The following is a 12,779-nucleotide window of genomic DNA, read 5'->3' on the forward strand; positions in this document are numbered from 1 at the left end:
GGGAGCGCAAGCGCGGCCGGCGCCGGGCGGCCGCCGCCGCGGGACTCGCCGTCTTCGCGGTCACGGGAGGCACCTTCTACCTCACCAACGGTCCCGAGGGCGGCGACCCGGACGCCGTCGACGTGACCCGCGCCGCGGCCCCCGACACCGGCTCGGCCCTGGAGCCCGCGGGCACCGACCCGGCGACCCTCTCGTCGACGCCCAGCGCGAGCAGCTCCACCGCGCGGCCCAGCCGCACGGCGAAGCCCTCGCCCAAGCCCACCAAGCCGGCCACCACCAAGCCCGCCCCGCCGCGCACCACCACCCCGCCCCCGCCCAGCCCGCGGCCCACGGCCACCGGCGGCTCCGGTCCCACCTCCTCGTCCGACGCCGCCCAGGTGATCGAGCTCGCCAACGCCGAGCGCGCGAAGGCCGGCTGCGGGCCGCTCACCGAGCACACGCTGCTCACCCGCGCCGCCCAGGGCCACTCCGACGACATGGCCGCACGGGACTTCTTCGACCACACCAACCCCGACGGGGCCGACCCCGGCGACCGCGTCACCGCCGCCGGATACCGCTGGTCGACCTACGGCGAGAACATCGCCATGGGCCAGCGCACGCCCGCCGACGTCATGAAGGCCTGGATGAACAGCCCCGGCCACCGCGCCAACATCCTGAACTGCTCCTTCAAGGAGATCGGCATCGGCATCCACACCGCCGGCGGCCCCTACTGGACGCAGGTCTTCGGCGCCCGTTAGGGCCGGTCCGGCAGGCAGGCAGGCAGGCAGGCAGGCGGTCAGGCAGGCGGGCAAGCGGGCAGGCGCGCCCGCGCGGCGCCCTTCCGGGGTGACGGCACGGGCGCGCGGCGTGCTCCGCACGCCCGGAGCGGGTTCGCCGCCTACCGTGATCCGATGCGACGCGTTCCGAGATGGACCCTGCTGCCGTCGGGCACCGCACCCGTCGTGCTGGTCGTCGGCTGGACGGCCGCGGCCGCGCTCGAAGGGCCCTCCTACGACGCCGTACGGCAGACCATCAGCGTCCTCGCGGCCTACGGCGCCGCGGGGTTCTGGGTGATGACCGGCGCGCTGCTCGCCGTGGGCCTGTGCCACCTGGGCACGGCGTGGGGGCTGCGCGCCGCGGCCACGCCGGGGCGGGTGGCGCTGGCCGCCGGCGGCATGGCGGCGCTGGCCGTGGCGTTCGTCCCGACGCCCAGCAGCGGAGGCTCGCTGCGGCACGGCTCCGTGGCCGCCACCGGCTTCGCGCTGCTCGCGCTGTGGCCGGTGCTCGCCTCCGTACGCGGCGGGACGACGGCCCCGTGGGCGCTGCGGCCCTGGCCCGCCGCCCTCGCCACGGCGTCGATGGGCGCCGGCGCCCTCTGGTACCTGGTGGAGACCGACCGGGACGGTGCCGCGGGCGTCGCCGAACGCCTCGTGACCTGCATGCAGTCCCTGTGGCCGCTGGTGGTGGTCCTGTCCTGCCTGTGGCACCAGCGCGGGACCGCGCCGCGTACCGGCCCGGTCCGGGCCGACGCCGGTCGCGGCCGGGGCGCGGCAGGAGCTGATCCCGGCCGGGACTGATCGCAGGAGGGGGCCGATTGCGGACGGGGGGCCGATTGCAGGCGGGGCCGATCCGGGCCGTCACCGACCTGGGCAGTCACCGATCCGGGCGGTCACCGATCCGGCGCCGCCGACGAGGGCGGCGACGTGGTGCCGGTCGGCGCGGAGCGGGACGGCCGGGCGGTCAGCCGTTCCGCGGCTCCAGGCGGAACGCGAAGCCCAGCGTGCCCGGATCGAGCGCCGTGGCGCCGCCGTCGACGGTGAGCACCGCGCCGTTGACGAAGGAGGCGGCGGGGGAGAGCAGCCAGGCGATCGCCTCGGCCACCTCCCGCGGCTCACCGGGCCGCCCGGCCGGCAGCACCCGGGTGACCTCCTCGTACGCGACCTCGACCCCGCTTCGACCGCTCCCGCTGCTTCGACCGCTCCCGCTGCTCCGACCGCTCCCGCCGCTTGCGCCCGCCGCGCCGGAGTCCAGGCCCGCCTCCTCCGCGAAGCGGTTCATGCGCCGGTCCGCCATGTCCGTGCGCACCCAGCTCGGGCACACCGTGTTGGCGCGCAGCCCGGCACCGCCGTAGTCGACCGCGAGCGAACGGCACAGCTGGAGCAGGGCCGCCTTGGAGGTGGCGTAGGCCGCGTTGCCGACGCCGTTGCGCAGCGCGGAGACCGAGGCGACCGCGACCACCGCCCCGCGGGCTTCGAGCAGATGCGGGAGCGCGGCGCGCAACAGGTGGAACGGGCCGGTGAGGTTGGTGCGCATGACCGCGTCCCAGTCCTCGAGCGTCACCTCGCCCACCCCGCCGCCGCGCCCGATGCCGGCGTTGAGGACGAGCCCGTCGAGCCGCCCGTACGCGCCGATCGCCGCGTCCACGAGCGCGCCCGTCGCGTCCGGGTCGCCGATGTCCGACGGCACGGCCAGCCCGCCGGTCTCCTCCGCGACCAGGTGCAGCGGCTCAGGTCGGCGCCCGGACACCACGACCCGGTGTCCCGCCGCGGCCAGCAGCCGCGCCGTCGCGGCGCCGATGCCGGTGCCGCCGCCGGTCACGAGATACACGCGCCGGTCCTCGTCCTCCGCCATGCTGGTCAGGCCTCCGTCGCCATGCCGGTCACGCTTCCCGGGGTGCGCGGCCGGCGTCGTCCGTCCGTGCCGCGCTGTCGTGATCATAGGCACGGCCGGTGTCGGTGGCCCGTCGTAGGGTCGGCCGTATGAGCACTTCCGACGAAGTCCGCGCGCTCGCGCTCGCCCTGCCCGAGACGACGGAGAAGGTGGCGTGGTCCATGCCCACCTTCCGGGTCGCCGGGAAGATGTTCCTGACGCTGCCGGAGGACGAGACGACGATGGCCGTCCGCTGTCCGAAGCTGGAGCGCGACGAACTGGTCCTCGCGGAGCCGGAGAAGTTCTGGGTCGCGGACCACGAGGCGGCCTTCGCGTGGGTACGGGTGCGGCTCGCGGCCGTCGACGACCCGGAGGAGCTGCGCGCGATCGTCGTCGACTCCTGGCAGCAGGCGGCTCCGCCTCGGCTCCTCAAGGAGCACCCGGAGCTCGCGGCCCCGGCGTAGCGGGTGCCGGGCACCCGGCACCGCGACCGGCGGGCCGCGGCGGGGCGTCCGGTCACAGCCGCTCCGGCGGGATCGCGAGATAGGCCTCGCGGAGTTCCGCGAGGACCGGATCGTCGTCGGGGAAGCGCAGCCCGTCGATCGCGCGGACGGCGCGCACACCGATCGCCGCGTTCGTGGCGAAGACGGCGCGCATGGCGGGCAGTTCGGCGGTGGCCACGGGCCGGACGAGGGCTGCGGGACGCGCCGCGCGCAGCAGCCGCATGGTCACGCCCGACAGCACCTCGGCCCGGGGCCACACCACCTGGCCGTCGCCGTCGACGAAGCCGACGTTCCAGGTGCAGCCCTCGGCGACCAGACCGCCGGCCTCCGTCCCGCCGGCCTCCGTGAAGAGCACGTCGTCGAAGCCCGCCGACCGTGCCGCGCGCCGCAGCGCCAGCTGCCCGAAGAGCGCGACGTGCTTCACGCCGGCGGCGTCGCGACGGTACGGGCGGGCCGTCACCCGCAGCGGCGCCGGGAAGAGCGAGCCCGCAGGCCGGGTCGTCACCAGGACGTGCGGGTCGGCCGCGCCCTCCGCCGGGCGCGTGATGTCCAGGGCGGGATCGAAGACGGTGACCCGCACGGTCAGCGCACCCGGCCGTCCGTCCGCCGTCTCCCGTCCGTCCATCGCCTCCCGTCCGTCGACCGCCTCCCGTACGTACGCCCGCACCCGCTCCGGATCCAGTTCCGCGCCGAACACGGCGGAGCAGTCCCGCACCAGCCGGTCGAGGTGCAGGGCGAGGCCCCGTACCGCGCCGTCCTCGACCCGGAGGGTGGTGAAGTGCCCGTAGTTGGTGAGGGCGAGGGCCGTCATCTGGGCGACGGACGCGGGGGCTCCGTTGACAGTTGCCATGACCACAGTCTGACGTGCCCGGACCGACGCGCCCGGACCGCGGTCCGCTGCTCGATCCTCTCGCGTGTTACCCGCGGGTACGCCATGATGGTGACCGACCACCATCCACGCGCGTTCCACACGGCCGGGGGCTGAGGCAGCGGTGACGACTTCCCATTCGGATTCCCCTTCTGCACCGCGCTCCGGCGCGCGGTCCGACGCTCGCCCCGGGGCCCCGTCCGGTTCCGGGTCCGCTTCTGGTTCCGCTTCCGATTCCGGTGCCGGTGCCGGTGCCGGTGCCGGTTCCGGAGCCGGGGAACGGGCCAGGGTGCACGCCTTCCGGGACGACGCCCTGGGCGAGCACGACGCGGTCGGACTCGCCGAGGCGATCCGGCGGGGCGAGGTCGGCGCCGCCGAGGTCGCACGGGACGCGGCGGAGCGCGTACGGTCCGTGGAGGACCGGCTCCACGCGGTCCAGCTCCACGCCGCCCCCGATCCCGCCGCCGGAGGCGCGGCAGGGGCCTTCGCCGGCGTGCCGAGCTTCGTCAAGGACAACACCGACCGGCGGGGCCTGCCCACCGGGCACGGCAGCGCGGCGTTCACACCGCGCGCCGCCCGCCGGGACGCGCCCTTCGCCCGGCAGTTCCTGAGCACCGGCGTCACGGTCCTCGGCAAGACCCGGCTGCCCGAGTTCGGGTTCAGCCCGTCGACGGAGTTCGAGGCGGCCGAGCCGGTCCGCAACCCCTGGAACACCGGCCGTTCGGCGGGTGGTTCGTCCGGCGGCAGCGCCGCCCTGGTCGCCGCCGGAGCCGTGCCGATCGCGCACGCCAACGACGGCGGGGGTTCGATCCGCATCCCGTCCGCGTGCTGCGGACTCGTCGGCCTCAAGCCGACCCGCGGCCGGGTCGTGCCCAACGCCCAGAGCCGCCAACTACCCCTGGACCTGGTGACGGACGGCGTCGTGACCCGCTCGGTGCGGGACTCCGCCGCGTTCCTCGCCGCCGCCGAACGGTACTGGCGCAACCCCGGACTGCCACCCGTCGGTCTCGTAGAGGGCCCCTCCGGCCGCCGGCTGCGCATCGGCCTGCTGCTCGACTCCCCGAACGGCGTCCGCTCCGACGCGGCCACCCGCGAGGCGGTCACCGAGACGGCCGCCGCGCTCGAACGGCTCGGCCACACCGTGGAGCCCGTGCGGCCGGCCATCGACCCGCGCTTCACCGCCGACTTCCTCACCTACTGGGGGCTGCTGTCGTTCCTCATCGGCGTCACCGGACGGACCCTGGGCGACGGTTTCGACCGGCGCCGCATGGACGGCCTCAGCCGCGGTCTGCGCGAGACCTACCTCGAGAACTGGCGCGGCACCCCGGGCGTCCTGCGCCGACTGCGCCGCACGAAGGAGGCGTACGCGGCGGCGTTCCGCGGCCACGACCTGCTCCTCTCGCCGGTCCTCGCCCACACGACGCCGCCGATCGGTCACCTCAGCCCGGCGGTGCCGTACCCGACTTTGATCGAACGGATCCTCGCGTACGTCGCGTTCACCCCGATCGACAACGTCGTCGGCACGCCGTCGCTGTCCCTGCCGGGACCGACCACGACCGCCGAAGGCCTCCCCATCGGCGTCATGTTCTCGGCCCGCCCCGGCGCCGAACGCACCCTGCTCGACGTCGCCTTCACCCTGGAGTCGGAGCGCCCGTTCCACCGCATCCAGGACGCGTGAGCCGGACGGCCCGCGTCGCGGTCGTGCGGCGGCCGTGTCGCCGCCGTGTCGTGGTCGTGCCGTGGTGATCGACCACCGGTGCCCCGGTCCCCCGTTTTTCGGTCCGGGGCCCGGTGGTTCGTGTGATCCAGTCTTCCGTCGGCCGGCGGGTCTTTCCAGGGGATGATCTTGCAGATAATGGGAGCCCGCCGGCCGGCGGCCGGCCGGCGTCCCGACGAAAGGTGCCGCACCGCATGAGACTCTCGGCCAGCGACCGAGGCCTTCTGAAGGAGATGCTGCAGAAGCGCAGGGCCGCGCTCGACCCCGTGACCATGGGATTCCCGAAGCGACTGCCCGGCCCCGGACGGCGGGCCGCCGGCCTGAGTCAGGAGCAGATGGACGCGCTGCTCATGCGGACCGTCGGCACGTACAACCGGTTCGAGAACGGTCAGCTCGCCAACCCCGGCACGGACTTCCTCGCCGCGGTCGCCCGGACCCTCCGCCTCGACGAGCAGGAATGGGCCTTCCTGTGGCGGCTGACCCGCAAGGAACACCCGCCGCACGCGCTGCACAGCAACTCGGGCGAGTCCGTGGCGGAGGTGTGGCACCGGATCATCGAGCAGGTCGGCGACGCCGTGGCCTTCATCCACGACATCGAATGGAACGTCCTCGCCCACAACGAGGCGTTCCGCCGACTCTTCCCGCACGGACAGGCGCCGGCCAACATCATGCGCCTCCTGCTGCTCGACCCCGTGGCCCGCACCGACGTCCTCATCGACTGGGAGACCCGGTGGGTGCCGGCCCTGATGCCGCACCTGAAGCACGCCGCGGAGCTGCGCCCCGGCAACGACGGCCTCACCCGGCTCGAACGCGACGTCCTCGCCGACCCGGTGACCGGCCCGCTCTACCGCGACAGCGCCTCCGTCCCGATCCCCTTCTACGACGGTTCCGAACTCCCGCTGCGACACGCCGTCCTCGGCCCGGGCGTGCTCACGACCTGCCTGGCCGACCTCACCGCGGCCCCCGGCGCCCGCCTCCACATCAGCATGTTCACTCCGTCCGCCCCCGGACCCGAGCTGCCGTCACCTCGCCGGGCCGCGGCGGCGGCCGGCCGCGTGGCGCGGCCTGGCGGTGCCGGGGCGGCCACGTGAGAATGCGGCCATGACCGACACTCCCGCGCCGTCCTCCTCGCCCGGTTCCGATCCCGGGACCGGTGCCGCGCACTCCGCCACGACCTCGTCGTCGTCCGCGCCCGGGCAGGATTCCGTACGGGTCGAGCGCGACGGCCCGGTCACGACCGTGATCCTGTCGCGGCCTTCCGCACGCAACGCCGTGGACGGCCCCACCGCCGCCCGGCTGGCGGACGCCTTCCGGGAGTTCGAGGCGGACGACGAGGCCGCGGTCGCCGTGCTGTGGGGCGACGGCGGGACCTTCTGCGCGGGCGCGGACCTCAAGGCCGTCGGCACCGAGCGCGGCAACCGCGTGGCCGAGGACGGCGACGGCCCCATGGGGCCGACCCGGCTGCGCCTCACCAAGCCGGTCATCGCCGCCGTCGCCGGTCACGCCGTGGCCGGCGGTCTCGAGCTGGCCCTCTGGTGCGACCTGCGGGTGGTCGAGGAGGACGCCGTCCTCGGCGTGTTCTGCCGCCGCTGGGGCGTCCCGCTGATCGACGGCGGCACCGTCCGCCTGCCCCGGCTCATCGGCGAGAGCCGCGCCATGGACCTGATCCTCACCGGACGCCCCGTCCCGGCCGCCGAGGCCCACGCCATCGGTCTCGCCAACCGCCTCGTCCCGTCCGGTGGTTCGCGCGCCGCGGCGGAAGAACTCGCCCGGGAGATCGCCGCCTTCCCGCAGCTGTGTCTGCGCCATGACCGGCTGTCCGTCCGCGAACAGCACGGTCTGCCCGAGGCCGAGGCCCTGGCGCTCGAACTCCGCCACGGACTCGTCCCGTTGTCCGCGGGGGAGACCACGGCGGGCGCCGCGCGGTTCGCGTCGGGCGCGGGACGGCACGGCTCCTTCGACCGGTGAGAAGGGCGACGCCGGGGGCGGGGGAGCTCCGGCGCTCCGGGCAACGGCGAAAATGCCTGGCGCGGCACGCACGAGCGCCGGAGACTCGTCCCATGAGTGACATGGAGGCGTTCCGGCGGGCGGTCACCGCGTGGGCGGCCGGCGGGCCCGGAGAACCGGCGCGGGAGCTCGCGGAGCGGCTGCCCGTGCGGACCGTCGTCCTGCTGGAAGGGCTGAGCGACGTCGCCGCGGTGGACGCGCTGGCCGCGCGCCGCGGCCGCGACCTGGCGGCCGAGGGCGTCTGTGTGCTGTCCATGAACGGCGCGATGAACGTGGCCCGCTTCGCGCGGCTGCTCGGCCCGCCCGGTCTCGGTCTGCGCCTCACCGGCCTGTGCGACGAGCGGGAGCGCGGCTACTACGCGCGCGGCTGGGAGCGGGCGGGCGTGTCGGCCGAGCAGGAGTTCCACGTCTGCGAGGCGGACCTGGAGGACGAACTTATCCGCGCGCTCGGTCATGAACGGGTGCGCGAGGTCGTCGAGGAACAGGGCGACCTGCGCCCCCTGCGGACCTTCCTGCGTCAGCCCGAGCAGCGCACCCGCACACCGCAGCAGCAGCTCCGCCGCTTCCTCGGGACGAAGAAGGGCCGCAAGATCCACTACGGCCGCGCACTGGTCGAGGCCCTCCCGCCCGCCGGCACGCCCACCCCGCTCGACGCGCTGCTGACCGGCCTCTGACGAGGCGCCGCCCGGAGCCGGCCGGTCCGCAGCGGCGCCGTGCGCGGAGCCGCGGGGAGGTGTCAGGCGGTGATCCAGTCGCTGGTGGCGATCACCGGCTGGACGCCGTCGCGGTGGATGGTGCCCTCGATCAGGCCGTACATCCGGTCGGCGGCGTAGTACACCTCGTTGTCGTTCTTGAGGCCGAAGGGCTCGAGGTCGACGAGGAAGTGGTGCTTGTTCGGGAGGTTGAGGCGGACCTCGTTGACGCTCCCGCAGTTGTCGAGGACCCGCTCGGCCATCGCGTTCAGCGTCTGCTGCAGGGAGTAGCTGTACGTCTCTGCGAAGGCCTCCAGCATGTGGCGCCTGACCTGCCGGTACGAGCGGTCCCAGTCGAACTCCGGCTCGCCGGCGGCGGTCGCGGAGTGCGCCCAGCGGGCCGTGACCTTGGTGGCCAGGATGCGGTCGTAGGCCTCCTGGAGGGTCGTGTACCTGTCCTTGATGAAGCCGTGGAACTCGGAGTTGGTCGAGTTCATGACGGTCAGTTCCTTCAGGCCGGAGACGACCTGGAGCTGACCGGTGTGACCGTTGTACGTGACCTGCGCGGTGCGCACCTCCTGGCCCTTGCGGACGAACGAGTGCTGCTCGGCGCGCGTGGGCACGGAGACCCGGTCCCAGGCGAACTCCTCGACCCGGATCTGCGCCTCGTGGATCACCGGCTGCGCGTGCACGAAGTGCTTGGCGAGCAGGATGGCGAACGCCTCGGGCGAGGCGATGCCGTGTTCCTTCGCGAAGGCGTAGACGGTGTTCTTGGTGGTGTCGGTCGGCAGACAGTTGCCGTTGTCACCGGTCAGGTGGACCTCGCGGAACTCGCCGCGCAGGGCGACGGAGACGTTCAGGTCGCGGATCTCGTGCCAGGCGCCCTCGTTGCCCTGACGGGTGATCGTGACGATGCGGTTCTCGGCCTTGCCGTACTGGTTCTGGGCCAGGACGTGCTTGCTCATGGCGTTGCTCCTGCGGGTACGTGGAAACGTGGTCCCCGTACGCCCGGCGTCCAGCGCCGCGCATCGCGTGACGCTCCCCGCCGTCCGGCCCCGCGCCAGTGGGGCCGCCCCGGGACTGACGAGCATCCCGGTCCGTAGGTGTGTTCGCCACGGATTGCAGCACAGGCCGCCCCTGATCGACAAGAGGCGGCGAACGATCACCCGCCGGAATTCCGGTCGCCGCCGGCCGCCTCGGCGGCGATCCGGTCGAACTGCGCGCCCATCGCCGCGGAGAGCGCCTGGGCGGCGGACAGCGGCCGGACCATCACCGTGAAGTCGTCGATCAGACCGTCCTCGTCGAAGTGCAGGAAGTCGCAGCCGTTGATCTCCCGGTCTCCCACCTTCGCCGTGAAGACGAGGGCCTGGTCGCGGCCGTCCGCGCCGACGATCTCCCGCACGTAGCGGAAGTCGGTGAAGACGCGGGTGACACCGCGCAGGATGGCCGCCGTGATCGCCTTGCCCGGGTACGGCCTGAACGCCACGGGGCTGGTGAAGACGACGTCCTCGGCGAGCAGGGCCTCGACCGCGGCGTGGTCGCCGGCCTCGACCGCCTGACGGAAGGACTTCATACCTACCAGCCTCCATGACTACTCAACAAATTGAATATCTCTGGAGGAAGGGTAGAGGCTCCCGCGGCGATCGGTCCAGTCCCGGCCGGCGATCGGTCGAGCCCCGTCCGGCGGTCGGTCGAGCCCCGTCCGGTGGGCTGTCCGGCGGGCCGTCCGGCGGTTCAGGCCAGCTTCTTGAGCAGCTCGACGGCGAGCGGGGCCGAGGAGGCCGGGTTCTGGCCGGTGACCAGGTTGCGGTCGACGACGACGTTCGGCGCCCACGGCTCGCCGGGCCTGACGTCCAGGCCCGCCTCGCCGAGCCGGGTCTCCAGGAGCCACTTCGCGCGCTCGCCGAGCCCCGCCTGCATCTCCTCCGCGTCGGTGAACGCGGCGACCCGGTAGCCCGCGAAGGCGTTGTCGCCGTCCTCCGTCCGGGCGGCGAGCAGGGCGGCCGAGCCGTGGCAGACGACGCCGAGCGGCTTGCCCGACTCCAGGGCGGCGACCAGGAGCCGCCCGGAGGCGGCGTCGACCGCGAGGTCCTCCATCGGGCCGTGGCCGCCGGGGTAGAAGACGGCGTCGTAGTCGGCGGGATCCACGTCCTCCAGCTTCACCGGGCTCTTGAGCTCGCCCATGGCCGCCAGGGCCGCGGCGACCCGGTCGGCGCCCTCCCGGCCGCCGTTGACCTCGGGCGCGAGGCTGCCCGCGTCCACGGTCGGCACGACCCCGCCCGGCGTCGCGACGACGACGTCGTGCCCGGCCGCGGTGAAGGCCTCGTGCGGCGCGACGGCCTCCTCGGCCCAGAAGCCGGTGGGGTGCTCGGTACCGTCGGCCAGCGTCCAGTGGTCGGCACCGGTCATCACGAAAAGGATCTTTGACATCGGAGTGCTCCGGAAGTGACGGGCCCCTGCGGGGCCGGTGGAAGAAGCGATGTCGTCGACGGTAAGGCGGCCCACCCATAGGGATCCAATGAAGAAGGCAATGCCTGCCATCGGATATCCGATGGCAGGCACTCGTCCGCCCGTGACCTCAGCGCTCGCGCAGGGCCGGCAGCAGCGTCTGCTCGGCCCAGCGCAGGAACGGCCCCTGGTGCCCGCCGCCGATCTGCACCAGCGCGAGGTCCGTGAAGCCCGCCTCCTCGTACTCCCGGGCCGCCTTCACCACCGCGTCGGGATCGTCCCCGCAGGGGATCGCCTCCGCCACGTCCTCACGGCGGACGCACGCGGTGGCCTGCTCGAACCCGGCGGGCAGCGGCAGCTCGGCGTTCACGTGCCAGCCGCCGACCGCCCAGCGGAACTGCTCGTGCGCACGGGCCACGGCGGCGTCCCGGTCGGTGTCGTAACAGACCGGAAGCTGGCCGAACCGGGGCTTGCCCGCACCGCCGTGGGCGTCGAAGGCGTCCACGAGCTCCCGCTCCGGCTCGGTCGCGATCAGCAGGTCGCCGTGCCGCCCGGCCAGGGCGCAGGAGCGGGGCCCGGAGGCGGCGATCCCGATCGGAGGCGGCGTCTCGGGCAGGTCCCAGAGCCGGGCGGCGTCGACCTGGAAGTGCCGCCCGCGCCGGGTCACGTACCCGCCCGCGAACAGGTCCCGGATGATCCCGACGGCCTCTTCCAGCCGGTCGAGCCGGACCCGTGCGGAGGGCCAGCCCTCGGTGGCGACGTGCTCGTTGAGGTTCTCGCCGGAGCCGAGGCCGAGCCGGAAGCGGCCCTCGGACAGCAGCTGCACGGTCGCCGCCTTCTGCGCGACCACGGCCGGGTGGTAGCGGAAGGTCGGGCAGGTCACGAAGGTCATCAGCGGAATCGTGGACGTGGCCTGCGCCGCCGCGCCCAGCACGCTCCACGCGTACGGCGAGTGCCCCTGGGCCTCCAGCCACGGGAACGAGTGGTCCGAGACCACGGAGAAGTCGAAGCCCACGGCCTCCGCCTCGACCACGTGCCGGACCAGCTCACGCGGGCCGGCCTGCTCGGTCATCATCGTGTAGCCGATGTGCATCATGTGCCGCCGAGTGCCCCGTCCGCCCACGCGTAAACGGCCGGCGGTCCGCTCCCCGGCCGCCCCCGCCGACGGCCCGGGATTCAGCCCTCGACGCCGGTGGCGGAGTGCGGGGCGCCGACCGGCTTGGACTCGGGGGAGCCGCGCTGACGGAGGTAGACGGACAGGACGGCCATCGCGGCGACGGCGAGCAGTTCCGACTGCCAGTTCTGCAGCGAGCGGTTCCAGAAGTCGGCGGACGCGAGGTACGCGCCCCAGTCGATCGGGGCCTGGAGCTGCCGCAGCCGAATGCCGTTGTACGCGGCGACACCGGCCACGGACTGGGCGAACCACGAGAACAGGAAGAAGCCCGCCATGACCAGGCCGAGCGAGCGGGAGTACAGGCCCTGGCGCCAGTCCTTCGTCCCCGCCCAGCGCGGCGAACCGGACTCCGCGTGCTCGCCCATCCGCTGCATGCGGTCGCTCTCGGTCCCCGCGCGGTCGAGCGGCTTGGACTCCGGCGAGCCGCGCTGGACCAGGTGCACGGTGCCGAACACGTACAGGAAGAACTGCAGGAACTCGGACTGCCAGTTCTCGGTGACGTCGACGGCGAAGTCGGACGACATCAGGTACTCGCCGAACGCGATCTGCTGGAGTCCCTCGACGGCCAGCTGCTCATTGAACTCGGCCCGGCCGGCGACGGCCTGGGCGGCGAGGACCACGAAGAAGGCGGCGCCGAAGGCGAGGGTGAGACTGTTCGACCGCCAGAACCCCACGCGCCGCTCGTTCCCCTGCCCGGACCCTCGCCCGGTCACCTGTGCATCGCTCCGATCGCGGTGAAGTA

The 12,779-nt window shown here is 73.9% G+C and carries 14 protein-coding genes; 7 read left to right on the forward strand and 7 right to left on the reverse strand.

The window, feature by feature from the left end; genetic code table 11:
- Both ESG85_RS14210 and ESG85_RS14215 read left to right on the forward strand, forming a co-directional pair.
- On the forward strand, positions 1–737 hold a 737-nt coding region (locus ESG85_RS14210), incomplete at its 5' end, for a CAP domain-containing protein (protein WP_164986243.1).
- A gap of 153 nt (positions 738–890) precedes the next feature.
- A complete protein-coding gene (locus ESG85_RS14215) occupies positions 891–1,556 on the forward strand; it encodes a DUF998 domain-containing protein (protein WP_128979180.1) in 666 nt (221 codons plus the stop codon).
- Positions 1,557–1,719: 163 nt separating this feature from the next.
- Here the strand turns inward: ESG85_RS14215 and ESG85_RS14220 are convergent, their stop codons facing one another.
- Positions 1,720–2,610 (reverse strand): SDR family NAD(P)-dependent oxidoreductase, encoded by an 891-nt coding sequence (locus ESG85_RS14220; protein ID WP_128979182.1) that lies wholly within the window; start codon positions 2,608–2,610, stop codon positions 1,720–1,722.
- 128 nt (positions 2,611–2,738) lie between these two features.
- Here ESG85_RS14220 and ESG85_RS14225 point away from each other — a divergent pair, with 128 nt between their 5' ends.
- Entirely contained in the window at positions 2,739–3,092 is a 354-nt protein-coding gene (locus ESG85_RS14225) for an MmcQ/YjbR family DNA-binding protein (RefSeq protein WP_128979184.1), read from the forward strand.
- Between the two features lie 52 nt (positions 3,093–3,144).
- Here the strand turns inward: ESG85_RS14225 and ESG85_RS14230 are convergent, their stop codons facing one another.
- Positions 3,145–3,981, reverse strand: coding sequence for an aminotransferase class IV (locus ESG85_RS14230; RefSeq protein ID WP_128979186.1), 837 nt, complete (start codon positions 3,979–3,981; stop codon positions 3,145–3,147).
- A 307-nt stretch (positions 3,982–4,288) separates the two neighbouring features.
- Between ESG85_RS14230 and ESG85_RS14240 the strand changes: the two genes are divergently transcribed.
- The 4 genes from ESG85_RS14240 (at position 4,289) to ESG85_RS14255 (ending at position 8,397) form a co-directional block, all read left to right on the forward strand.
- The gene (locus tag ESG85_RS14240) at positions 4,289–5,677 is read left to right on the forward strand and encodes an amidase (RefSeq protein ID WP_128979190.1); all 1,389 of its coding nucleotides are present in this window, start codon (positions 4,289–4,291) and stop codon (positions 5,675–5,677) included.
- Between the two features lie 233 nt (positions 5,678–5,910).
- Positions 5,911–6,807 carry an MmyB family transcriptional regulator gene (locus tag ESG85_RS14245; protein WP_128979192.1) on the forward strand — a complete coding sequence of 299 codons (897 nt, stop codon included), beginning with the start codon at positions 5,911–5,913 and terminating at the stop codon, positions 6,805–6,807.
- A 10-nt stretch (positions 6,808–6,817) separates the two neighbouring features.
- Positions 6,818–7,684 (forward strand): crotonase/enoyl-CoA hydratase family protein, encoded by an 867-nt coding sequence (locus ESG85_RS14250; RefSeq protein WP_128979194.1) that lies wholly within the window; start codon positions 6,818–6,820, stop codon positions 7,682–7,684.
- A gap of 92 nt (positions 7,685–7,776) precedes the next feature.
- On the forward strand, positions 7,777–8,397 hold the full coding sequence (locus tag ESG85_RS14255; RefSeq protein WP_128979196.1) for a TOPRIM nucleotidyl transferase/hydrolase domain-containing protein: 621 nt from the start codon (positions 7,777–7,779) through the stop codon (positions 8,395–8,397).
- Between the two features lie 62 nt (positions 8,398–8,459).
- Here the strand turns inward: ESG85_RS14255 and pucL are convergent, their stop codons facing one another.
- From pucL to ESG85_RS14280, 5 genes are all read right to left on the reverse strand, one after another.
- The gene (pucL, locus tag ESG85_RS14260; protein ID WP_128979198.1) at positions 8,460–9,380 is read right to left on the reverse strand and encodes a factor-independent urate hydroxylase; all 921 of its coding nucleotides are present in this window, start codon (positions 9,378–9,380) and stop codon (positions 8,460–8,462) included.
- A gap of 197 nt (positions 9,381–9,577) precedes the next feature.
- Entirely contained in the window at positions 9,578–9,988 is a 411-nt protein-coding gene (locus ESG85_RS14265) for a nuclear transport factor 2 family protein (RefSeq protein ID WP_128979201.1), read from the reverse strand.
- A gap of 161 nt (positions 9,989–10,149) precedes the next feature.
- Positions 10,150–10,845 carry a type 1 glutamine amidotransferase domain-containing protein gene (locus ESG85_RS14270; protein ID WP_128979203.1) on the reverse strand — a complete coding sequence of 232 codons (696 nt, stop codon included), beginning with the start codon at positions 10,843–10,845 and terminating at the stop codon, positions 10,150–10,152.
- 148 nt (positions 10,846–10,993) lie between these two features.
- Positions 10,994–11,959: an LLM class F420-dependent oxidoreductase gene (locus ESG85_RS14275; protein WP_128979205.1), complete on the reverse strand. Its 966-nt coding sequence runs from the start codon at positions 11,957–11,959 to the stop codon at positions 10,994–10,996.
- Positions 11,960–12,039: 80 nt separating this feature from the next.
- Positions 12,040–12,711, reverse strand: coding sequence for a DUF6766 family protein (locus ESG85_RS14280; protein ID WP_164986244.1), 672 nt, complete (start codon positions 12,709–12,711; stop codon positions 12,040–12,042).
- Positions 12,712–12,779: the final 68 nt, after the last annotated feature.

This window comes from Streptomyces roseicoloratus, from assembly GCF_004117935.1.
GTDB lineage: Bacteria > Actinomycetota > Actinomycetes > Streptomycetales > Streptomycetaceae > Streptomyces > Streptomyces roseicoloratus.

Excerpts from the sequence above, each read along its gene's own strand:
- ESG85_RS14220 (WP_128979182.1), bottom strand. The coding sequence starts at position 2,610 with ATGGCGGAGGACGAGGACCGGCGCGTGTATCTCGTGACCGGCGGCGGC.
- ESG85_RS14275 (WP_128979205.1), bottom strand. The coding sequence starts at position 11,959 with ATGATGCACATCGGCTACACGATGATGACCGAGCAGGCCGGCCCGCGT.
- pucL (WP_128979198.1), bottom strand. The coding sequence starts at position 9,380 with ATGAGCAAGCACGTCCTGGCCCAGAACCAGTACGGCAAGGCCGAGAAC.
- ESG85_RS14230 (WP_128979186.1), bottom strand. The coding sequence starts at position 3,981 with ATGGCAACTGTCAACGGAGCCCCCGCGTCCGTCGCCCAGATGACGGCC.
- ESG85_RS14225 (WP_128979184.1), top strand. The coding sequence starts at position 2,739 with ATGAGCACTTCCGACGAAGTCCGCGCGCTCGCGCTCGCCCTGCCCGAG.
- ESG85_RS14270 (WP_128979203.1), bottom strand. The coding sequence starts at position 10,845 with ATGTCAAAGATCCTTTTCGTGATGACCGGTGCCGACCACTGGACGCTG.
- ESG85_RS14265 (WP_128979201.1), bottom strand. The coding sequence starts at position 9,988 with ATGAAGTCCTTCCGTCAGGCGGTCGAGGCCGGCGACCACGCCGCGGTC.
- ESG85_RS14215 (WP_128979180.1), top strand. The coding sequence starts at position 891 with ATGCGACGCGTTCCGAGATGGACCCTGCTGCCGTCGGGCACCGCACCC.
- ESG85_RS14250 (WP_128979194.1), top strand. The coding sequence starts at position 6,818 with ATGACCGACACTCCCGCGCCGTCCTCCTCGCCCGGTTCCGATCCCGGG.
- ESG85_RS14245 (WP_128979192.1), top strand. The coding sequence starts at position 5,911 with ATGAGACTCTCGGCCAGCGACCGAGGCCTTCTGAAGGAGATGCTGCAG.
- ESG85_RS14255 (WP_128979196.1), top strand. The coding sequence starts at position 7,777 with ATGAGTGACATGGAGGCGTTCCGGCGGGCGGTCACCGCGTGGGCGGCC.